The sequence below is a fragment of the Streptomyces sp. NPDC046925 genome, assembly GCF_040644915.1.
GTDB lineage: Bacteria > Actinomycetota > Actinomycetes > Streptomycetales > Streptomycetaceae > Streptomyces.
The window spans coordinates 1,355,742-1,376,216 of sequence record NZ_JBEYWZ010000002.1 but is presented as its reverse complement, the minus strand read 5'-3'; the positions used below and the strand labels follow the sequence as shown (position 1 = coordinate 1,376,216).

Sequence of the window (20,475 nt, the reverse complement as noted above, 5' to 3'; positions counted from 1 at the left end):
CGGTACAGGAAGCGGCGATGTGTCTCAGCGGTCCTTTCGTCGCGGGGTCCAGTCGGTGAGGTAGGCGGCGCGCGTCGCGAACGCGGCCTGGCGGCGGGTGAGTTGGGGTCGGTTCCGCGAGACCGTGACGGCCGCACCCGGACCCGTGTTGCGGTACTCGGCGAACCGCTGGTCCTGCCAGGGATAGGCGTCACGCATGTTCGCGTACGGGGCCACCGCGTCGATGCCGCGCCCCAGATGCGTGTCGCGCACCGTCAGCATGGGGCGGGCCGTGGTGTCCGAGCTGGGCACCCAGGGGCGGGCCAGCTTGTAGTACGCGTCCGGGGCGCCGCTCGTCACCCGGCTGCGGCTGACCAGGTAGCCGCGCGGATTGGCGACGGCGGTGGACGGCGCGAACACGAAGCCGTACGGCGCCGCCGCGAGGTCGCCGCGGGTGAGCGTGTGGAAGCGGCAGTGCTCGAAGACCGCGGTGGCCCGCCCGAAGACGAAGTCGACGTCACCCTCCACGTAGCAGTCACGGAAGTACTGGCGGGCGAAGGAACCCTGGTCCGCTGTGTCGGCGTAGAGCGTGTCCTGGTGGCCCAGGAAACGGCAGCCGAAGAACGCCGAGCGGTCGCCCGTCACCTTGAGGGCGACGGCCTGGGTTCCCGTGTAGTCGGGGTGGTCGGCGCGCAGCCAGTCGTTGGCGAACGTGACGGCGTGGGCGGTGAACCCGGCCGCGCGCACGGTCGTGGTGGCCGAGCCGCTGGTGCCGTAGGTGCCCGAGCCGTCGGGCTTCGGGGTGCCCGCCGCGTTGTCGTACACGATGACGGTGTCGCGCGCGTCGCCGCTCGCGCCGATGAGCGTGAGCCCGGCGCTCGCCTCGGGCACGGTCACCGTCTCGCGGTACGTGCCCGGCGCCAGGACCAGGGTGAAGCCCGGGCCGGACGCGGCGTCCACGGCGGCCCGGACGGTGGTGTGGTCGCCGCCGCCCGCCGGATCGACGTACAGGGTCCGGCGGCCCGGACGCGGCCCGGCGGCGCGGGCGGGGACCGCCGCGCCGAAGAGCAGGGCGGCTCCGGCGCCGGCGCCCGTGGTGAGCAGCGAGCGCCGGCTGAGGGGTGTGCGGGAGTAGTGCGAGGGCATGGCTGATCCTTCGCTGTGCGGCTCGGTTTCGCTGTGCGGCTCGGTTCGGGAGATGCGGGACGGGAGGGGGCTCAGCGGCGCTTGCCCGCGCCCGCCTCACGCGCGAGCAGCTTCGGCAGCCCCCGCGGGTCGTCCACCCGCGTCCGCAGGACCGGCCTCCAGCCCGCGTCCGACTGGAGGGTCTCCTCCGGGATCTCCGCGTTGTGCACGGCGATGAGATCGACGCGCTTGCCGTTGACGTAGTTGGCGTCGGCGGTGACCGGCGCGTCCTTCCACTTCTTCAGGATCTTCCCCGCGCCGACCCCGGAAGGCAGCGTGAACGCGTTCTTCTGCGCGACGAGTCGCGACTCCTGGCCGATGCCGAAGGAGTACTGATAGCCGCCCGCGGGGACCACGTAGTGGTTGTTGTACGTGTCGACCTGCCCGAAGCGGACGCGCGGCGCCCGCTCGACGATGTCCCTGAAGACGTTGTGGTGGAGGGTGACCCGCAGCTTGCCGCGGTCCGTGTCGCCCGCGCTGTCGCTGTTGCCGATCATCAGCGTCTTGTCGTGGTCGGCGAAGACGTTCCAGGAGACGGTGACCAGGTCGGCGCCGCGCACGACGTCGAGCTCGCCGTCGTGCTGCTGGTAGATCTCGCCGTAGTAGGACGGCAGCGAACTGTCGGGGTGCTCGCCGTCGGTGAACGTGTTGTGGTCGACCCACACATGTGTCGAGCCGTACACGACCATGCTGTCGTACTCGGAGTTCCAGGCGCCCTTGTCGCCGTCCGTCGGGTCCCACTGCGGGAAGCAGTCAAGGGGGCTCTCCAGCGTGAGATTGCGGACGACCACGTTGTCCACGCCCTGGATCTGCAGGCTGCCGCCGACGATCCCGGCGTTCCTGCCGACGCCCACGATGGTCGTGCGGGCGGGCACGTACGCCTTGATCGCCGCTCCCTGCCGGGTCGCCGAAGCCGCCCGCAGATCCTCCTGCGCACCGCTGACCGGCGTGTCGTACCCCCACACCGCGGGGTCGTAGTCCGCGAGGTAGCGCTCGAAGTCGTACCCCTCGGCCTCGAAGGCGGCGCAGCCCTCCGCCGTGGCGTTCAGCGTGCCCTTGACCTTGACGATCCGGGGAGCGCCGGGATCGTCCGCGAGCGCGGCCCGCAACTCGTCCCAGGTGGTGACCGTGTAGGTGTGCGCGGCGTCGGCCTTGGCGCCGCCGGTGGTGCCGCCGTCGGCGGAGGCCCAGCCGTCGCCGCGCGGCAGCACGTCGTGGGTGCCCGCGGCCGCGGCCGGTGCGCTCGTGACGGCCACGACCAGGGCGGTGCACCCCGCGAGCAGGGCGAGAGATCTGCGTACGGGGGATCTGCGTACAGGCATGTTCGTCCTCACGGTTCGGTCGGCCAGGTGATCCAGGAGTCGGGTATCGCGTCGTCGAGCCGCCGCACGTCCCGCGGCGCGAACACCCCGCGGCGCAGCAGCTCGCCCGCCACCAGACGGGCCACGGCGATCGCGCCGGGCGGATTGAAGTGCGTGTTGTCCTGCTCGGCGGCACTCCAGTTGAAGTACGCCTTGGTCTCCTCGGCGCCGAGCCTCTGCCACAGGGCAAGCGACAGGGCCTGCACGTCGAGCAGCGGCACGTCCTCGGCGGCGGCGAGCGCCCGCATCGCCGCCGGGTAGTCGCCGTGGGTGGGCAGCGCCGTGCCGCCCGCGTCGAACTTCCTGCGCTCGACGGCGGTGGCCAGCACCGGCCGCGCGCCACGGGACCGCGCCCCGTCGACGTACCGCATCAGATACTCCTGGTAGGTGGACCAGGGTTCGGTGTAGCGCGTCGGGTCGGCGCTCTTCTCGTCGTTGTGCGCGAACTGCACGAGGAGGCGGTCGCCGGGCCGGATCGCCTCCAGGATCACGGCGAGGCGGCCCTCGTCGGCGAAGCTCTTCGAACTCCGGCCGTTCACCGCGTGGTTGGCGACCCTCAGGCGGCGGCCGTGGAGAAAGAAGGGCAGCGCCATGCCCCAGCCGGTCTCGGGCGCCGCGTCGGCGTACTTCTGCGCGGCGGTGGAGTCCCCCGCGATGTAGAGGGTGCTCGCGCGCGTCGCTCCTCCCGGCCTGGCGAGCGCCGCCGGGGCCGCGGCCACCGCGAGCGGAAGGCTCGCGAGGGCCGCGACCGCACGGCGTCGTCCGACGCCGTGCGCGGGGCGCGATGTCACTTCTGCTGGTCTTTCCACTCGGCCTGAGCCTTGTTGAGCTGCTCGGCGAGCGTGTCGAGGAAGTCCTTCGCTGACATCTTGCCGAGCAGGACCTTCTGGTAGTTCGGCTCGTTGTCGGCCTTGCTGATGGTGTTCCAGTCGGGCAGGTAGTACGGCAGCTGCACGACCTTCAGGGAGCCGTCGTTGAGCGCGGCGGCGGCCAGCTTGGTGGGCTCGGCCTCGTTGACCCAGGCGTCCTTGGAGGCCGCGGTGTTGGCGGGGATGGCGCCCGCCGACTTGTTCCACTTGCTGTTGGACTCGTGCGAGGCCGCGAACTCGATGAACTTCCAGGCGGCGGCCTTCTTCTTGCTCGACTTGAACAGGCCGAGCCCGTCCACCGGGTTGGAGACCTGGACCCGGGTGCCCTCATCGGTCGTCGGGTTGGGCAGACCGCGGAACTTGCCCTCACCGAGCGCCTTCACGTGGTCGGTGTAGGAGCCGAGATTGTGGCTCAGCATGCCGATCTGGCCCGTGTCCCACTGGGCGTTCATCTTCTTGAAGTCGTTGTTGACGTCGGCCGCGGGGGTGTTCTTCTTGTAGAGCGCGACGTACTTCTTCAGCGCCGCGACGTTCTTCGGGTCGTTGACGGTGGTCTTGTCGCCGACCCAGAACGATCCGATGCCGGACTGGCCGTAGGCCGCGTCGAGCGCCTGGGCGATGGAACCCTCGCCGCCGCGGATGGTGTACCCGAACTTGTTGTCGCCCTTGGCGGTGAGCTTCTCGGCCGCCTCGTAGAACTTGCTCCAGTTGGTGGGGGCGTCCAGGCCCGCTTCCTTGAACAGGTCGGTGCGGTAGTAGAGGACGCCGTTGCTCGCCGACGTCGGCACCGTGAAGAGCCGGTTGCCGCCGCCCGCCGCCCGCACGCTGAGGATCATGCCCGGGTTCAGCTTGCCGTCCAGGGAGCTCCCGCTCAGCCGGTCGTCCAGCGGCTCGAGGGCGTTCTGCGCGGAGATCCCGGCGAGCATCGCGGCGCCGACACCGCCGACGTCGGGCAGGCCGCCGCCCTGGATGGCGGTGTCGTACTTGGACTGGACACTCTCGGCGGGGATCGGCACGTACTTGACGTGGATGTCCGGGTTCTTCGCCTCGAAGTCCTTGATGATCTCCTTCCAGACCTCGGTGCGGACACCGCCGTTGTTGTCCCAGAAGGTGATCTCGCCCTTCCCGGAACCCTCGTTGCCTTCGTCGCCGCCGGCCCCGCTGCCGTCGTCGCCGCAGGCGGTGGCGGTCAGCGCGAGCGCGGCGGAGAAGGCGACCGCGGCCACCGCGCGACGGCTTCTGCTTCTGCTTCTGTCTCCGCTTCTGTCTCTGTCTCTGTTTCCACGGATGGTGATGTTCATGGTCGGCTCTCTTCTTCTGATGAACGGATGTGCGTGGGTACGGGTACGAGCGGGGTGACGCGGAAGCGGGTGAACAGGGCCGTCCCGGCCCCGTTGCGTCCCGCAGGAGCAGTGGCGAACAGGCCGAGCAGGGCGCCCACCCACCGCCACGGCGACGCGGCGAAGACCTGGCCCGAGGGCCGGAATCCGTCGCCGGTGTCCGCCGAGAAACGGCAGCGTGCGCCGTCCGTGACGTCGATGCGCAGTCGTGCGGTGCCGTCGGGGGCGGGGCGCGGATGCTCGGCGTCGCGCTCCCGCTCGGCGACGGACTCGGCGAACCGGTGCACGAGGCGGACCGCCCCGTCACCGTCGCGTTCCAGGCCGATCCACTGGAAGGCATCACCAAGGACGGCGAGCCCGGCCCTGGCATCGGCCGACGTGGCGTCGAGCCGCAGGCCGACCTCGACGGTGCAGGGCATGAGCGGCAGGCGCTGGGTCAGGACGTGCGGCAGGCGGCGCAGGTCGTGGGCGTCGGCGGACCGCACGCAGGCCAGGCGCAGACCGTCCGCGCCGTGCGAAGTCGCCCAGCCGTCACGGGGGTTGGCGGACCACTGCCACTGGCGGCCGTGGCGTCCGCCGGGGAAGTCGTCGTCGGTGGCGGGCGCGGACGCGGGCTGCGGGGGCAGGTCCGGCTTTTGGTGTACGACGACGGGGGCGCCGTCGTCCCCGATCACCGGCCAGCCGTCCGTGCCCCAGCGCAGCGGCTGGAGGTGGACGACACGGCCGTAGGCCCCGCGCTGCTGGAAGTGCAGGAACCAGTCGTCGCCGGTCGGGGTGCGCACCCAGCCGCCCTGGTGGGGGCCGTTGATGTCGGTGCCGCCCTGCTCCAGGACGATCCGCTGCTCGTAGGGGCCGTGGAAGGTCCGTGCACGGAAGGCGCCCTGCCAGCCGGTCTCCACCCCGCCCGCGGGAGCGAAGATCCAGAACCAGCCGTCGTGGCGGTAGAGCTTGGGCCCTTCGAGGGTGAACCAGCCGGGGATCAGGTCGGCGTCGATCAACACCTGTCCGTCGTCAAGGAGTTCACGGCCGTCGGGGCTCATGCGGTGACCGGTCAGCCGGTTCTTGACGCCGGAGCGCGACTTGGCCCAGGCGTGCACGAGATACGCCTCGCCGCTCTCCTCGTCCCACAGCGGGCAGGCGTCGATGAGTCCCTTGCCCGCCTTGACGAGATGCGGGGCGCTCCAAGGCCCTCGGATATCAGGGGAGTTGACCTGGAACACGCCGTGGTCGGGGTCGCCCCAGAAGATCCAGAACCGGTCGTCGTGGTACCGGATCGAGGGCGCCCACACCCCGCAGTCGTGCCGCGGCGAGGCGAACGACTCCGCGGGCTCCAGGCGGTCGAGGGCATGCCCGATCAGGGTCCAGTTCACCAGGTCGCGGGAGTGCAGGAGCGGCAGGCCCGGCGCGCGCCCGAAGCTGGAGGCGGTGAGGTAGAAGTCGTCGCCGACCCGCACGACGTCGGGGTCGGACCAGTCGGCGGCGAGCACGGGATTGCGGTATGTCCCGTCACCGAGATCCCCGAAGACCCCGGGCGTGTGGTGGCCGTCCGTGCCGGGCGCGGTCACGCGGTCACCGCCTTGCGGACGAGCCCCGCGCACTCCGCACGGCCCGGGCTCCCGTCGCAGACGACGGTGATGACACGGCGTACGACGGTCTCGCCCGGGCCGATCGGCAGGCGCCGGGAGTGCGCGAGCGAGGAGCCGACGCCCGGATACTCCGCGGTGCGCACGAACCACGGGTCGCGCCGCGTCCCTGGCGTCGCCCCGGCGAAGACGAGGGTCCAGCCCTGGCCCGCGAGCGCCAGCCAGTCGGCGGTGGAGCCGTGCACGGCGGCCTCGCCGTCGGCGTCCGCGGTGAACACACCGGGCGACCGGGCCTCCTTGGGGGCGCGCCAGAAGAAGCCTCCGTAGGCGGCGCCCGGGCGGCCGTTGGTGGCGGGGCTGCCGATCGAGATCTCCGTGCCGGCGGGATTGGTGAGGGAGAAGGTGAAGTCGAGGGCCCAGGCCGACGTGCTCAGGGGCGTGACGGCGACGGTGCGCCGCTCGCGCAGCAGCTCGCACTCCCTGTCGAGCCAGCCGATCTCCTCGACGAACCCGTCCGGGTCGCGCAGCTTGAACTCCAGATGGCGCTGCTCGCCGTGGTTGTCGAGCTCGGTCGGCCCCTGGTCGCGCACATAGGTGCGTCCGCCCCAGAAGTTGCGGCCCGCCGCGTCGGGCACGGCGACGCCCACGCCGAGGTGGTGCGGGTGGTCGGCGGGAGCGGACTCGGTGACGGGGAGGCCGCCGAAGGTGCGGACGGGGTGGAGGTAGGGGCGGGGCGCGAGCCGCGGGGCGGCCGAGGGGTGGATGACGTACCGGCCGACGGGGCGGCCCAAGCAGCGCAGCATGAGCGCGGTGTCGGTCGCGGTTCTGTTCATGGCGTTCTCACCTCGGTGGGGTCTCGGCGGTGGGGGAGCGAGAGGTGGAGGGGGCGGCGGGGAGCCGGGTGCCGGGGGAGTCGGGCGCGGACCCGGACCGCTCGTCGGGCAGCGCCCAGAACGTGCCGAGCTCCGCGTAACCGCACAGCGTGTCCGCGCTCGCCGCGACCAGCCCGTCGATGCCGGGCACGACCCGGCGCCGTACGCCTTCGTGCTCGCCGGGCACGGAGCGCCAGGCCTCGACCGGCAGGGGATGCGGATCGGGCGCCGTGCGCACCGCCTCGACGACCTTCATGAAGGCGCCCGTCGAGGCGGGCGGGACCAGCAGTTCGGCGCGGCCAGCGACATGCTCGACGAGGTTTTCGAGGAGGTCCGTCCGCCCGTGCAGGATCTCCTCGGGCCCGTGCCCGGCGCGCTGGACGAGCACCCGGTCCTGCTTGTACCAGAACGTGATGCGGCCCCGGCTGCCGTGAGCGATGACGTAGGGCTCGTCGGGGCGCTCGGCGCACAGGGTCGCGGCGACCCCGACGCGGCCGCCGCGCGCCGTGGTGATGCCCACGAACGAGGTGTCGTCGGACTCGATGGCGTTGGCGCGGAACAACTCCGTGTCCACCCGCGTGACGTCATCGGCCCGGGCGGACCCGTCGATGGCCAGGGCGGTGGCGACGGCGTGGGCGAGGGGGTTGGTCAGGACCCCGTCCACGACGTCCGCGCCGTTCATCCGGCGCCGCCCCGCCCAGGGCGCGCGCCGGTAGTACGCCTCGTCACGCGCCCAGGCTCCCGCCGCGCCCACCCCCATCGGCTCACCGATCGCCCCTTCGGCGATCAGCGCGCGGATGGCGGGCACGGCGTGCGAGCCGAGCGACTGGAAACCGACCTGGCAGGCCACGCCCGCGGCGTCCACCGCGTCGCTGATGCGCTCGAAGTCGGCGTACGAGGGCGCGGGCGGCTTCTCCAGGAGCAGGTGCACGCCCCGCGCGGCGGCGGCCACCGCCAGGTCCGCATGGGTGGGGATGGGCGTACAGATGACGGCGACGGCGGCTCCGGTGGCGTCGAGCAGAGCGGCGAAGTCCGCGGACTGCGCGGGCTCGCCCAGGCCTTCGAGCTCGGCGCCGGTCAGCGGATCGAGCTCGCAGATCCCCACGAGCCGTACGACTCCGGCCTGTTGCAGGCGCCGGATGTTCTCCAGGTGCCATCTGCCGTGCCCGCGCGCACCGGCCAGGACGAGCGGCAGTGGCGTCCTCGGCGCCGCAGGGCTCATCCCTTCACCGCCCCGGCGCTGAACCCGGTGACCAGCCACTTCTGGATGAAGGCGAAGACGATCACGACGGGGAGTGCGGCGATGACGCCACCCGCGGCGAGCGCCCCGAGGTCGACGCTGTCGGCGCCCATCAGGGTGGCCAGGCCGACCGGGATCGTCTGCTTGTCCTGGTTGGAGAGGAACATCAGGGCGAACAGGAAGTGGTTCCAGCTGTGCACGAAGGCGAAGGAGCCGACCGCGATCAGACCGGGCCGAAGCAGCGGCAGGACCACCGCGCAGAAGGCGCGGAAGCGCCCGCAGCCGTCGACCCAGGCGGCCTCCTCCAGGGAGTACGGCACGTTCTTGATGAACCCGCTGATCAGGATCATCGAGAGCGGCAGCTGGAACACGGCCTCGGCGATGATGACGCTGCCGAGGGAGTTGATCATCTGGAGGTTGGCGAAGGTCTGGAAGAGCGGGACCAGCATCAGCGCGCCGGGGATGAACTGCGAGCAGAGCAGCGCCAGCATGAAGCCGCGCTTGATCTTGAAGTCGAAGCGGGCCAGGGCATAGCCGCCGGCGAGGGCGACGAGCGTCGTCATCAGCATCGACAGGAGACCGACGATGACGCTGTTCTGGAAGAAGAGCGCGAAGCTGCGCTCGGTCCACACCTTGTCGAAGTGCTCGAACGTGATCGGCCAGGGGAGCAGCGAGGTCGAGCCCGCCGGGCGGATCGCGAAGAGCAGCATCCAGTAGAAGGGGATGAGGGTGAACAGGAGGTACAGGCCGAGCGGGACATAGATCTGCCAGCGGGGGGCCTCGTCCCAAGGGCGTCGGCGGGCCGTGCGCGGGCCGCCCGTGAGGGGCCCGTCGGGTGCGGTGGGTTCCGCCGTGGCGGCTTCCCTGTCCAGGTGCTGGGTGGTGCTCACTTGTCCTGCCCTCCGAACTTGCTCAGCCGCAGATAGACCATCGAGCAGAAGAGGAGGATCACGAACGCGATCGAGGTCAGCGCGGAGGCGTACCCGAAGTCGTGCGAGTCGACGGCGATGGACGCGATGCGCAGCGGCAGTGTGGTCGTCTCACCCGCGGGTCCGCCGCCGGTGAGGGTGTAGAGCAGGTCGACGTTGTTGAACTCCCAGACCGCGCGGAGCAGCGTGGAGAGGATGATCGCGTCCTTCAGGTGCGGCAGCGTGATGTGGAAGAACTGCCGGAAGCGGCTCGCGCCGTCGACCTCCGCGGCCTCGTACAGGTCCTTCGAGACGGACTGCAGGTCGGCGAGGATGAGGATCGCGAAGAAGGGGACTCCGCGCCAGAGTTCGGCGACGACGACGGCCGGGAAGACGGTGCTGGTGTCCGAGAGCCAGGACGTGCCGTACGAGCCGATCCCCATGTCCGCGAGGTAACGGGTGATGCCCGTCTGCGAGTTGAAGATCAGCAGCCAGATCGTCGAGGTGAGCACGCCGGAGACGGCCCACGGCGAGAAGACCAGGGCGCGGGCCATCGCGCGGCCGATGAAGGTCTGGTTGACGATCAGTGCGAGCCCCAGGCCCAGGAGCAGTTGCAGGACGACCTCGACGGCCACCCACTGGAGGCTGAAGCCGAGCGTCTGCCAGAACTGCAGGTCGTCGGTGAACGCGGTGACGAAGTTGTCGAAGCCCGCGAAGCCGTCACGCCAGGGCTTGGTGGGGTTGTAGTGGCGCAGGCTGTAGTAGAAGACGCTGATGACGGGGTAGGCGATGAAGCCCACCATCAGGAGTCCGGCCGGCGCGATCAGCAGATACGGGAGGCGGCGCGGGTTCGCTCCCGTTCGGCGCCGGTGCGCACCCGGCGTGCGGCGCCGGGGCGGTGGCTGCGGTGGCGATTTCGCCACAGCTGAGGCCATGTCTGCTTCTCCGTTCTCATGGGCGGCACACAGTCGGCGAGATGAAGCGCTTCGCAGACGTTGTTCGAAATCTCGTACAAGATGTGCTCGTGCGGAAAAATCGTGCGGAGCTCGTGCGGAGGGGGAGCGGCGGGTGCCGGGCTCAGCCCGCGTACGGGTCGGGGACCTCGCCCTCGCGGGCCAGGAAGGCGAAGTCGCAGCCGGTGTCGGCCTGCGTGATCTGCTCGCTGTAGAGCGCGCCGTAGCCGCGTCCGTAACGGGCGGGCGGCGGCGTCCACGCCTCCCGGCGGCGCTCCAACTCCTCGTCGGACACGTCGAGATGGAGCGAGCGCGCCTCGACGTCCAGGGTGATCAGGTCGCCCGTACGGACCAGGGCGAGCGGCCCGCCCACGTACGACTCGGGCGCGACGTGCAGCACGCACGTGCCGTACGACGTGCCGCTCATCCGCGCGTCGGAGATCCGCACCATGTCGCGCACCCCCTGCTTGAGGAGGTGGTCGGGGATCGGGAGCATGCCGTACTCGGGCATGCCGGGCCCGCCCAGGGGGCCCGAGTTGCGCAGCACGAGGACGTGGTCGGCGGTGATGCCGAGCGCCGGGTCGTTGATGGTGCGCTGCATCTGCCGGTAGTCGTCGAAGACGACCGCGGGGCCGGTGTGCCGCAGCAGGTGCGGTTCGGCGGCGATGTGCTTGATGACGGCGCCGTCCGGGCAGATGTTGCCGCGCAGGACCGCCACGCCGCCCTCCTCGGCCAGGGGCTTCTCGCGGGGGCGGATGACCTCGGGGTTGTGCACGACGGCGTTCGCGAGTTGTTCGCGCAGGGTGTCGTGCGCGACGGTCGGCCGGTCCAGGTGCAGTACGTCGGTCAACTGGGCCAGGAACGCCGGGAGTCCGCCCGCGAAGTGGAAGTCCTCCATGAGGTACTGCCCGCCGGGCCGCAGATTGGCCAGGACCGGCACGGTCCGCGCGATCCGGTCGAAGTCGTCGAGCGTGAGCCGCACGCCGCTGCGGCCCGCCATCGCGATCAGGTGGATCACGGCGTTGGTGGAGCCGCCGAGCGCGAGGACGGTGGCGACCGCGTCCTCGTACGCGTCCGCGGTGAGCAGCCGCGACAGCTTCAGATCCCGGTGGACGAGTTCGACGATCCGCAGCCCGGAGGCGGCCGCCATCCGGTCGTGCCCGGAGTCCACCGCGGGGATGGCGGAGGCGCCGGGCATCGTCACGCCGAGCGCCTCGGCCGCCGCCGTCAGCGTGGACGCCGTGCCCATGGTCATGCAGTGACCGGGGGAACGCGCGAGGCCGCTCTCCAGCTCGGCCATCTCGCAGTCGCCGATGAGACCGGCGCGCTTGTCGTCCCAGTACTTCCACATGTCGGTGCCGGAGCCGAGCACCTCGTTGCGCCAGTGCCCCGGCAGCATGGGCCCGGCCGGCACGAACACGGTCGGCAGATCGGCGCTCGCGGCGCCCATGAGCAGGGCGGGCGTCGTCTTGTCGCAGCCGCCGAGCAGCACGGCACCATCCACCGGATACGACCTGAGCAGCTCCTCGGTCTCCATCGACAGGAGGTTGCGGTAGAGCATGGGGGTCGGCTTCTGGAAGGTCTCCGAGAGGGTGGAGACGGGGAACTCCAGGGGGAAGCCGCCCGCCTGCCACACCCCGCGCTTGACCGCCTGCGCGCGGTCGCGCAGATGGACGTGGCACGGGTTGATGTCCGACCAGGTGTTGAGGATCGCGATGACGGGCTTGCCCAGGTGCTCCTCGGGCAGATAGCCGAGCTGCCGGGTGCGGGCCCGGTGGCTGAAGGACCGAAGCCCGTCCGTGCCGTACCACTGGTGGCTGCGCAGCTCTTCGGGCGGCTTCATATCGCCCACGCCTTCACCAGCGCCGCGATCTCGTCGCGCCGCTCTTCGGGCAGGACCCGGCTCGGCGGGCGCACCTCGCGGCGGCACAGGCCGAGGGCGGCCAGGGCCTCCTTGACGACGGTGACGTTGTCCGCGGAGCTGTCGGCGGCGCGCAGCTCCTCGAAGCGGCGGATGCGCTCCCAGACCTCCATGGCCGCCGGATAGTCGCCCGCCCGCAGCGCTTGGAGCATGCTCAGGGACACCTCGGGCGCGACGTTGACCAGGCCCGACGTGAACCCGGTCGCGCCCACCGCCCAGTACGCGGGGGCGTACAGCTCGGCGAGCCCCGCCACCCACACGAAGCGATCGAGCCCCGCGTCCCTGGCGAACGCGGCGAACGCGGCGGCGTCCGGCGTCGCGTACTTCGCGCCGATCACATTGGGGCACAACTCGCCGAGGTCGGCCAGGCGCCGGCCGTCGAGACGGGGATTGCGGATGTAGGGGACGACGCCGAGCTCGGGCACGGCGGCGGCGACGGCACGGTGGTAGTCGACCCAGCCGTCCTGCGACACGTACGGGTGCACCGGCTGATGCACCATCACCATGTGCGCCCCGGCGTCCCGCGCGTGCCGGGCGGCGGCGATCGCGGTCGGCAGGTCATGGCCGACGCCGACGAGCACGGTGGCCCCGCTGCGGCCCGCCTCCTCCATGGTCAGCTCGGTGACCAGGCGCCGCTCGTCGGGGTCCAGGGCGTAGAACTCGCCGGTGTTCCCGTTCGGGGTGAGGGTGCGCACGCCGCCGTCGGTGAGGCGTCGCACCAGGGCGCGGTAGGTCTCCCGGTCCACGGTGCCGTCGTCGGCGAACGGGGTCACCGGGATCGCGACGACGTCGGCGAGCGCGGACCGCAGGGCAGCGAAGCGGGAGGTGTCGGCAGGTGCGGTCATGAAAGATCCCCCTCCGGGAACGCCCGCTGCACGAACGAGGCGATGTGGTCATGGAGTCCGCGGGCCGCCGCGTCGGCTTCCCCCGCGAGCGCGAGCCGCAGGATCTCCCGGTGCTCGGCCGCCTCCCGCTCCCAGGAGGGCAGGGTCGCCCAGGCGACGGCGGAGACCAGGGCCGCCTGGTCGCGCACGTCGTCGAGCATCCGGGAAAGCAGCGGATTGCCGCACGGGAGGTAGAGCGCCCGGTGGAACTCACGGTTGGCGAGCGAGCGTTCGGCGGCGTCCGCAGCGGTGTCGGCCCGCTCCAGGGCGTCGCGCGCCTCCTCCAGGAGCGCGCCGCTGCGCACGGTGCGCCGCAGGGCCTCCGGTTCGAGCAGCAGGCGGACGTCGTAGACCTCCTGTGCCATGGCCGCGTCCACCGTGCGCACGGTGGCGCCCTTGTACTGGCTCATGACGACGAGCCCGGTCCCGGCGAGTGTCTTGAGCGCTTCCCGTACGGGCGTCTTGGAGACCGCGAACTGGGCGGCGAGCTCGGTCTCCACGAGTGGCTGGCCGGGGGCCAACTGCCCGGTGAGGATGCGGTGCTTGACCGCCTCGAGCACATACTGCGTGCGCGAGGGGATGGGGTGGGGCGCAAAGTTCATCGATGCTCTCAGTCGTCGTGCGGCCAGGATCGTGGCGGCCATCGCGTATCGCGTCTCATATATGACGTACGAAGTACGACGCGATGAAGTTAAGTGGCCGACCGGCCCGCGTCAATGTTTCGCGCAGGAAAATCCGTTCGAGATTGCGGAGTTGGCGGCTCGGAGTCGAAGCGCTTGCATGCGGGCGTCAACGACGAACACCGCCAGGGCGGCCTTGGCTGGCCACCGTGGCGGTGTGGTCTGCGACGATTTATCCGGCTAGCCGCCCGACACCGTCAGGGAGTTGGTGGTGAAGTCGAGGCCGCCGGCCGAGCCGCTGATCTCGTAGCCGAACTGCACGTCACCGATGGTCTCGTTGCCCATCCAGCCCTTGGTGTTCTTGATCCACTTCAGGATCGGCAGGATGTCGACGGTCCCGGACGAGGAGTCGGAGGTGCGCAGGAACGAGAAGACCTCGTTGGCGCCGTTGGTGCCCTTGTGGACCGCCCAGGTGTGGCCGCCCAGGCTGACGGTGCCCTGAGCGGTGCCGAGGGGGCCGACGTTCCCGTTGTAGTTGACCCAGAGCATGATCTCGTAGTCGTAGTCGGTGTCCCAGATGTCGTACGAGGAGTTGTAGTCACCGGCCGAGGGGACCTTGACGTTGTACGAGCTCTTCAGCGAGGACAGCGAGTCGACGGGCTTGCCGATGACCTTCTTGGAGTTCGGGTACGACTTGATGCCGCCGGTGTTGGGGTGGTCGGCGCGCACGCTCCACTTGGTGCCGGAGTCCGCCGATATGCACTGGCTGCCCGCGCCCGAGCCCCAGATGTTGTTGTAGAGGGTGTAGCCGTTGAGGCTGGTGTTGCCCCACTGGTCGCAGGAGCTCCAGACGGCGGCCTGCGCGGGGGCGGACGCCAGCCCTAAGGTCGCGCCCGCCGCCAGTGCGGGGGCGAGCAGCAGGCGGGTCAGGGTGCGGCGGGGGTGTCGTGTCATGTGTCGTCTCCAGGGTGGGGCGAGGAGTGCCGCGGGTCCGGGGCGGGCCCGCGGTCGTCGTCGGCGCGGCGCAGGACGGCCACGCCGTGGCGGCCGAGGGAGATCACGTCCTCGGCCTTGCTGCCGGTCAGCAGATCGAGGTGCCTGCCCGGCACGGGCACGGTCACCTCCTGTTCGCCGTGGTGCAGGAGGAACAGGAGATCGCCGCGGCGTACGGCCTCCACTCCGCGGGGGAGGCCTGCGAGCGAAGGCCGTACGCCTGCTTCGGCGGCCACGCGCGACAGCAGTTCGCGCAGGGCCCCGGGTTCGGGAAGCGTGGACAGGTACCAGGCGCGGTCGCGGCGCAGGACCGCGGGAAGGCCGTCGAGTTCGCCGCCCCGGTAGACGGCGACCGTCTCGGCGTCTTCATCCGCGAGCAGCTCTTCCGACCAGAGGGTGCCGGTGAAATCGCCGCAGTCCACGTGCTGCCCGGCATCGAGGGGCCACCACTCGTGCACGGTGCGGATGCCGAACAGGGCGCGCAGGCGGGCGTCCATGCCGCCAGGACGCACCCGGTCGTCCCCGTCGGCGACGCCGGTGAGGAAGCCGCAGACGAGGGTGCCGCCGCCGCGTACGTACGTCAGGAGGTTGTCGATCGCGCTGTCGGTGAGGAGATAGAGATGCGGGACGACGACCATGCGGTACGCGGTCAGGTCGTGCTCGGGGTGGGCGAAGTCGACGGGGGTGTCGGCCTCCCACAGCGCCCGGTGCCAGGCGCTCAGGATCTCCGTGTGGTCGACAAGCGATGAGGGCCTGCCGTCCTGCTGGCTCGCCCACCAGGAGTTCCAGTCGTGCAGGACGGCCACCTCGGCCGTGACCCGGGTGCCCGCCACCTCGGGACCGACCGCCGCGAGCTCGGCGCCCAGCTCCTTGATCTCCTGGAAGGTGCGGCCGTGCTCGCCGGCGTGGCTCACCATCCCGGAGTGGAACTTCTCCGCGCCCTGCCGGGACTGGCGCCACTGGAAGTAGCAGACGGCGTCCGCGCCGCGGGCCACCGCCTGCCAGGTCCACAGACGGTTCAGGCCGCGCGGCTTGGGATGGTTCACCCCGCGCCAGTTGACGGGACCCGCCGCCTGCTCCATCAGCATCCACGGGCCGCCGCCCGCCTGGGAGCGCGTCATGTCCTGCACCAGGGCGCCCTGCTGGGCACCGAGCGGATCCCGCGGGTCGGGGTAGATGTCGACGGAGACGACGTCCTCCTGCGCGGCCCACGTCCAGGCGTCCTGCCCCGACCACAGCGGCATGAAGTTGGTGGTGACCGGCAGGTGCGGGGTGTGCGCGGTGACGATGTCACGCTCGGCGCGGAAGCATGCGAGCAGGGCGTCGGACGTGAACCGCTTGAAGTCCAGGACCTGGGCGGGATTCTTCAGGTAATGGGCGCGGCGGGGCGGCAGGATCTCCGTCCAGCTGTCGTAGCTCTGCCCCCAGAAGGCCGTCCCCCAGGCCGAGTTGAGCGCGTCGAGCGAGGCGTACCTCGCCACGAGCCAGCGGCGGAACGCGACCGCCGCCTCCTCGCCCCAGTCGTAGGTGCAGTACTCGTTGTTGATGTGCCACATCGTGAGCGCGGGGTGGTGCGCGTACCGGGCCGCCAGGTCCTCGGTGATCGCGGCGGCGAAGGCGCGGTAGGCGGCGCTGGAGTGCGCGAAGTGCTGGCGCGAGCCCCACCACTCGACCTGCCCGTCCTCGTCGCGGGGCAGCGTCTCGGGGTGCAGGAGGCCCAGCCACGGCGGGGGAGCGGAGGTCGGCGTCGCGAGAACGACGCCGATGCCGTTCTCGTGCAGCAGATCCATGAGGCGATCCAGCCAGCCGAAGTCCCGCTCTCCGGGCCGGGGTTCGAGCCGCGCCCAGGAGAAGACGCCGAGCGTGACGGTGGTGACCGAGGCCTCGCGCATCAGGCGTACGTCTTCGTGCCAGACCTCCTCGGGCCACTGCTCGGGGTTGTAGTCGCCGCCGAACAGGATCCGGCCGCGGGTGGTGTCGTCGAGGGAAGGCATCGTGTGGATCAGCCCTTCACTGCGCCGGTGAGCATGCCCTGCTTGAAATGCCGCTGCACGAAAGGCGAGAGGACGGCCACCGGCAGCAGCGCCAGGACCATCACCGCCATCTGGATGGCGAGCGGCGACAGATGCCCGGTGTTGATGGCCTGGGACAGGCCCGTCGGCTTCTGCTGCTTGATGACCAGCTGCTGCATGACGTTCTGCAACGGCATCATGTCCGGGTCGCTGAGATAGATCGACGCGTTGAACCACGCGCTCCAGTAGCCCACCGCGTAGAAGAGGGTGATGACCGCGATGACCGCGCGGGACAGCGGCATCACGATCCGCCACAGGATGCGCAGGTCCCCGGCGCCGTCGATGCGGGCGCTCTCGATGAGCTCCTGCGCCGTGCCCATGAAGAACGCCCGCAGGACGAGGATGTTGAAGACGTTCAGGGCGCTCGGCAGGATCAGCGACAGATAGGTGTCCGTGAGCCCGAGGCCCTGCACCACCAGATAGGTGGGGATGAGCCCGGCCCCGAAGAACATCGTGGCGACGATGACGAGCAGGACCGGACGGTGCAGGACCGATCCGGGGCGCGAGAGGCCGTACGCGCACAGGACGGACACCACCATGCTGAACAGCGTTCCGGCGACCGTGACGACCACGCTGACCAGGGCCGCGCGCGACACCTGGCCGCCGCCGAGCAGCTCCTGGTAGTGGACGAAGGTGACGCCGCGCGGGATCACCACGAGGCCGCCCGTCTCGGTGATCGTCCGGACCGAGGAGAGGCTGGTGACGACCACCACCCACACCGGGAAGAGGACCGCCAGACACACCAGGGTCAGCGTCACGCCCTTGGTGGCCAGGCCGGCCCGGGTCGGCGGCTCCTCCCACACCGGGCGAAGCCCCGACCTGCTGCCGGGCCTGATGCCGAAGTTCAGGACGCTCACCGCTTGTACACCCCCTGCTCGCCCATCAGATGGGCGGCCTTGTTGGCCCCGAGCACCATCAGGAGGCCGAAGACGCCCTTGACGATGCCGATGGCGGCGCCGTAGCCGAAGTTGCCGTTGTCCAGGCCGGTGTTCCACACATAGGTGTCCAGGACCTCGGAGGCCGTGGGGCCCACGGCCGTGCGCTGGAGCAGGATCTGCTCGAAGCCGACCGTCAGCGCGTTGCCCACCTGGAGCACGAGCAGCAGGGCCACCACCGGGCGCAGCGCGGGCAGCTGGATGTGCCACATGCGCCGCCAGCGGTTCGCCCCGTCCATCGCGGACGCCTCGTACAGGTCCGGGCTGACGGCGGCGAGCGCGGCGAGGAAGACGATGACGCCCCAGCCCGCGTCCTTCCAGACCATCTCGAACGTGACCAGGAACTTGAACAGGGCCGGGTCGGTCATCAGGTCGAAGCCCTCGTGACCGTGGTCCCGCAGGACCTGCGCGACCAGGCCCGCGCCGCCGAACATCTGCTGGAAGACCGTGATGACCAGGACCCAGGAGAAGAAGTGCGGAAGGTAGAGGATCGCCTGGGCGACCGCCCGCACCCTCGGCCGCACGAAGCTGTGGACGAACAGCGCGAGCGCGATCGGCAGCGGGAAGAACAGCGTCAGCTGGATCGCGAAGATCGCCAGGGTGTTCCTGACCGCCTGCCAGAACAGCCGGTCCTCGACCATGTGCCGGAAGTGCTCGACGCCGATCCAGGGGCTCTGCGTCATCGCCTGGAACGCGTTGTCGGCGATGTAAGGGTCGTAGTCCTGGAAGGCGACGATGTTGCCGATCAGCGGCACGTAGGTGAAGACGAGCAGGAGCAGCAGGGCGGGCAGCACCATCAGGAGCAGCACGCGGTCGCGGCGCAGCCGGTGCCGCAGCGGGACGCGGGCAGGGGCTCTGTGCGGCGGGGGCACGGCTTCGGTGGGTGCGGCGGGCGCCCGCCCGCTGGTGGTCTCGCGTGCGTGAGTCGTGCTCTGGGCCATGTCAGGACGCCGCGTCGCCGGACTCGTCAAGGAGCTTCTTGTACCAGTCGCGCAGCTTGTCGCCGCCGCCCGACTTCCAGTCCGACGCCGCCTGCTGCATGTCGCCGACCTTCTTGCGGCCGCGCACGACGTCCTTCTCCAGGTCCTCGAACTCGGCGTTCAGCTCGGTGTACCGGGTCGGCTCGATGATCTGCATGCCGTGGAAGAGCGGCTTCTTCGTGTGCGCGCCCTGCCGCTGCTGCCACCCGACCATGCCCTCGGTGACGTCCGGCAGATCGGGGTAGGCGACGAACGGCGCGGGCGACGCGAGGTACTCGTACGTCGAGAAGACCTCGTTGTTGCCCTTGCCGTTCTTGGTGAGGACGCCGTCCTTGAACGTGTGGTGGACGCCCTCGACGCCGTACATGCGCAGGCGCTGCTCACTCGAACCGTAGGGAGCGGCCGTGAAGTTGGCGAGGGCGAGGATGTCGCGGACCGTCTTCTCGTCGGCCTTCTCGCTGATGAACGTCCAGATGTCGGCCGGCGGACGCGCGTACAGGGTGGGCGCGCCGCCGTCGGCGGCGAAGTAGTCGAAGGCCTCCATGCGGAACTTCTTGTTGTCCACGCGCTGCACGGCCGCCTTGCCGTACCAGTCGGAGAGGTCCTGGCAGTACATCCAGACCTTGCCCGCCGCGCACAGGTCGCCGATGCTGCCGGTCTCGGCCTTCGCGTCGGGGTGCACGAAACCCGCCGAGTACAGCTTGCGCGACCACTCCAGGGCTTCGAGGTACTCGTCGGTCTCGTAGCGGTTGACGAGCTTGCCGTCGACGAGCTTCCAGTAGTACGGCTTCTCCGGCAGCACCCCGAAGATGTGCCAGGCCGCCCAGGTCATGTCGCCGCACGCCCACACCTTGCTCTTGGGGGCGTTGAGCTCCTTGCACAGGTCGTAGAACTCCTGCGCGCTCGTGGGTGCTTCGAGCCCTTCCTTCTCGAAGAGGTCGGTGCGGTAGAACGGCGCGATGTTCACCGTGGTCGCGGAGGGCATCGGCAGGCCGCGCAGCTTGCCGCCGAAGATGGAGCGCTGCCAGGCGCCGGTGGGGATCGCCGCGAGGTTCGGGTACTCCTTGACCTTGTCGCCGCTCAGATAGGGGCCGAGGTCGGCGAACTTGTTGGCGACGGCGCTCGGTATCTTGCCGGTCAGCTCCCAGCCCGGCACGACCACGGCGTCCGGGACACCGCTGGAGGCGAGGACCGCGCCCAGCTTCTGGCCGTACGTGTCGCCCTGCTGGTTCTGCCACTTGACGCGGACACCGGCGGCCTCGTCCATCGCCGTCCAGTAGGGATTGCCCTGCTTGGGGACGTTCCCCCAGATCGGCGCCATGACGGTGAACTCGCCGCCCTTGCCGAGCTTCTTGGGCACCGACTGCTTCAGTCCGGACGCGGGAAGCGCCTTGGTGAAGCCCGCCGCCGAGCCGTTCTTGGCGGGGATGTCCGGCGCCGCGAGCTCCGATGCGACGTAGGCGGGAAGCAGGTCCTTGAGCTTCTTCCCCGTCGTGGTGCCCTCGTTCTTCGACCCGCTGCCTCCGCAGGCCGTGAGCAGCGGGGCCCCGCCGGCCACGACGAGCGCGGCGAGGCCCGATGAGGCGAGGAAGGATCTCCGGCTCGAACGAGAGCTGTCGGAGGAGGAGTTCGGCGTCATGGCGTCAACCCTTCGTGGCGCGTGCCCAGACATACGGCGGTCACCGCCGGTCGGCATTCGAAGCGCTTCGATGTTGCAGCGAGGTTAAGTGAAGGGTCGGGCCGTAACAAGACTCGGATCCGAATTCCTCGGAGGGGTTCT

At 70.5% G+C, this 20,475-nt stretch carries 17 protein-coding genes; all 17 read right to left on the bottom strand.

Features of this window, described 5'->3' with window-relative positions; all coding sequences use genetic code 11:
- Positions 1-24: 24 nt before the first annotated feature.
- The 17 genes from ABZ906_RS12745 to ABZ906_RS12665 all read right to left on the bottom strand — a co-directional run bounded on the left by ABZ906_RS12745 (position 25) and on the right by ABZ906_RS12665 (position 20,334).
- Positions 25-1,125, bottom strand: a complete 1,101-nt coding sequence (locus ABZ906_RS12745; RefSeq protein WP_361381091.1) for a pectinesterase family protein — start codon at positions 1,123-1,125, stop codon at positions 25-27.
- 71 nt (positions 1,126-1,196) lie between these two features.
- Positions 1,197-2,486 (bottom strand): polysaccharide lyase family 1 protein, encoded by a 1,290-nt coding sequence (locus ABZ906_RS12740; protein WP_361381088.1) that lies wholly within the window; start codon positions 2,484-2,486, stop codon positions 1,197-1,199.
- Between the two features lie 8 nt (positions 2,487-2,494).
- Positions 2,495-3,316: a rhamnogalacturonan acetylesterase gene (locus ABZ906_RS12735; RefSeq protein ID WP_361381085.1), complete on the bottom strand. Its 822-nt coding sequence runs from the start codon at positions 3,314-3,316 to the stop codon at positions 2,495-2,497.
- Positions 3,313-4,695, bottom strand: a complete 1,383-nt coding sequence (locus ABZ906_RS12730; RefSeq protein WP_361381082.1) for a sugar ABC transporter substrate-binding protein — start codon at positions 4,693-4,695, stop codon at positions 3,313-3,315. Before ABZ906_RS12730 ends, ABZ906_RS12735 begins: the two co-directional genes overlap by 4 nt.
- Positions 4,692-6,221, bottom strand: a complete 1,530-nt coding sequence (locus ABZ906_RS12725) for a family 43 glycosylhydrolase (RefSeq protein WP_361381457.1) — start codon at positions 6,219-6,221, stop codon at positions 4,692-4,694. Before ABZ906_RS12725 ends, ABZ906_RS12730 begins: the two co-directional genes overlap by 4 nt.
- Positions 6,222-6,295: 74 nt before the next feature.
- Complete coding sequence (locus ABZ906_RS12720; protein WP_361381079.1) at positions 6,296-7,150, bottom strand: PmoA family protein; 855 nt, start codon at positions 7,148-7,150, stop codon at positions 6,296-6,298.
- Positions 7,151-7,157: 7 nt separating this feature from the next.
- On the bottom strand, positions 7,158-8,411 hold the full coding sequence (locus tag ABZ906_RS12715; protein WP_361381076.1) for a Gfo/Idh/MocA family oxidoreductase: 1,254 nt from the start codon (positions 8,409-8,411) through the stop codon (positions 7,158-7,160).
- Positions 8,408-9,193: a carbohydrate ABC transporter permease gene (locus ABZ906_RS12710; protein ID WP_361381454.1), complete on the bottom strand. Its 786-nt coding sequence runs from the start codon at positions 9,191-9,193 to the stop codon at positions 8,408-8,410. The genes ABZ906_RS12715 and ABZ906_RS12710 overlap by 4 nt, the downstream gene beginning before the upstream one ends.
- Before the next feature lie 122 nt (positions 9,194-9,315).
- The gene (locus ABZ906_RS12705) at positions 9,316-10,272 is read right to left on the bottom strand and encodes a sugar ABC transporter permease (protein WP_361381073.1); all 957 of its coding nucleotides are present in this window, start codon (positions 10,270-10,272) and stop codon (positions 9,316-9,318) included.
- Between the two features lie 142 nt (positions 10,273-10,414).
- Positions 10,415-12,133, bottom strand: a complete 1,719-nt coding sequence (araD, locus tag ABZ906_RS12700) for an L-arabinonate dehydratase (protein ID WP_361381070.1) — start codon at positions 12,131-12,133, stop codon at positions 10,415-10,417.
- The gene (locus ABZ906_RS12695) at positions 12,130-13,056 is read right to left on the bottom strand and encodes a dihydrodipicolinate synthase family protein (protein ID WP_361381067.1); all 927 of its coding nucleotides are present in this window, start codon (positions 13,054-13,056) and stop codon (positions 12,130-12,132) included. The genes araD and ABZ906_RS12695 overlap by 4 nt, the downstream gene beginning before the upstream one ends.
- Complete coding sequence (locus ABZ906_RS12690) at positions 13,053-13,697, bottom strand: GntR family transcriptional regulator (protein ID WP_361183322.1); 645 nt, start codon at positions 13,695-13,697, stop codon at positions 13,053-13,055. Before ABZ906_RS12690 ends, ABZ906_RS12695 begins: the two co-directional genes overlap by 4 nt.
- 258 nt (positions 13,698-13,955) lie before the next feature.
- Positions 13,956-14,669, bottom strand: coding sequence for a hypothetical protein (locus ABZ906_RS12685; RefSeq protein WP_361183320.1), 714 nt, complete (start codon positions 14,667-14,669; stop codon positions 13,956-13,958).
- Positions 14,666-16,702 carry a beta-galactosidase gene (locus tag ABZ906_RS12680; protein ID WP_361381064.1) on the bottom strand — a complete coding sequence of 679 codons (2,037 nt, stop codon included), beginning with the start codon at positions 16,700-16,702 and terminating at the stop codon, positions 14,666-14,668. Before ABZ906_RS12680 ends, ABZ906_RS12685 begins: the two co-directional genes overlap by 4 nt.
- Positions 16,703-16,710: 8 nt before the next feature.
- On the bottom strand, positions 16,711-17,637 hold the full coding sequence (locus ABZ906_RS12675; protein ID WP_361381061.1) for a carbohydrate ABC transporter permease: 927 nt from the start codon (positions 17,635-17,637) through the stop codon (positions 16,711-16,713).
- The gene (locus tag ABZ906_RS12670) at positions 17,634-18,656 is read right to left on the bottom strand and encodes an ABC transporter permease subunit (RefSeq protein WP_361381058.1); all 1,023 of its coding nucleotides are present in this window, start codon (positions 18,654-18,656) and stop codon (positions 17,634-17,636) included. Before ABZ906_RS12670 ends, ABZ906_RS12675 begins: the two co-directional genes overlap by 4 nt.
- A gap of 1 nt (position 18,657) precedes the next feature.
- A complete protein-coding gene (locus tag ABZ906_RS12665) occupies positions 18,658-20,334 on the bottom strand; it encodes an extracellular solute-binding protein (protein WP_361381055.1) in 1,677 nt (558 codons plus the stop codon).
- Positions 20,335-20,475: the final 141 nt, after the last annotated feature.

What these genes read in the sequence shown, in the direction of transcription:
- ABZ906_RS12740 (WP_361381088.1), bottom strand. Translation starts at nt 2,486, where the DNA reads ATGCCTGTACGCAGATCCCCCGTACGCAGATCTCTCGCCCTGCTCGCG.
- ABZ906_RS12680 (WP_361381064.1), bottom strand. Translation starts at nt 16,702, where the DNA reads ATGCCTTCCCTCGACGACACCACCCGCGGCCGGATCCTGTTCGGCGGC.
- ABZ906_RS12730 (WP_361381082.1), bottom strand. Translation starts at nt 4,695, where the DNA reads ATGAACATCACCATCCGTGGAAACAGAGACAGAGACAGAAGCGGAGAC.
- ABZ906_RS12695 (WP_361381067.1), bottom strand. Translation starts at nt 13,056, where the DNA reads ATGACCGCACCTGCCGACACCTCCCGCTTCGCTGCCCTGCGGTCCGCG.
- ABZ906_RS12665 (WP_361381055.1), bottom strand. Translation starts at nt 20,334, where the DNA reads ATGACGCCGAACTCCTCCTCCGACAGCTCTCGTTCGAGCCGGAGATCC.
- araD (WP_361381070.1), bottom strand. Translation starts at nt 12,133, where the DNA reads ATGAAGCCGCCCGAAGAGCTGCGCAGCCACCAGTGGTACGGCACGGAC.
- ABZ906_RS12745 (WP_361381091.1), bottom strand. Translation starts at nt 1,125, where the DNA reads ATGCCCTCGCACTACTCCCGCACACCCCTCAGCCGGCGCTCGCTGCTC.
- ABZ906_RS12685 (WP_361183320.1), bottom strand. Translation starts at nt 14,669, where the DNA reads ATGACACGACACCCCCGCCGCACCCTGACCCGCCTGCTGCTCGCCCCC.
- ABZ906_RS12715 (WP_361381076.1), bottom strand. Translation starts at nt 8,411, where the DNA reads ATGAGCCCTGCGGCGCCGAGGACGCCACTGCCGCTCGTCCTGGCCGGT.
- ABZ906_RS12720 (WP_361381079.1), bottom strand. Translation starts at nt 7,150, where the DNA reads ATGAACAGAACCGCGACCGACACCGCGCTCATGCTGCGCTGCTTGGGC.
- ABZ906_RS12670 (WP_361381058.1), bottom strand. Translation starts at nt 18,656, where the DNA reads ATGGCCCAGAGCACGACTCACGCACGCGAGACCACCAGCGGGCGGGCG.
- ABZ906_RS12690 (WP_361183322.1), bottom strand. Translation starts at nt 13,697, where the DNA reads ATGAACTTTGCGCCCCACCCCATCCCCTCGCGCACGCAGTATGTGCTC.
- ABZ906_RS12705 (WP_361381073.1), bottom strand. Translation starts at nt 10,272, where the DNA reads ATGGCCTCAGCTGTGGCGAAATCGCCACCGCAGCCACCGCCCCGGCGC.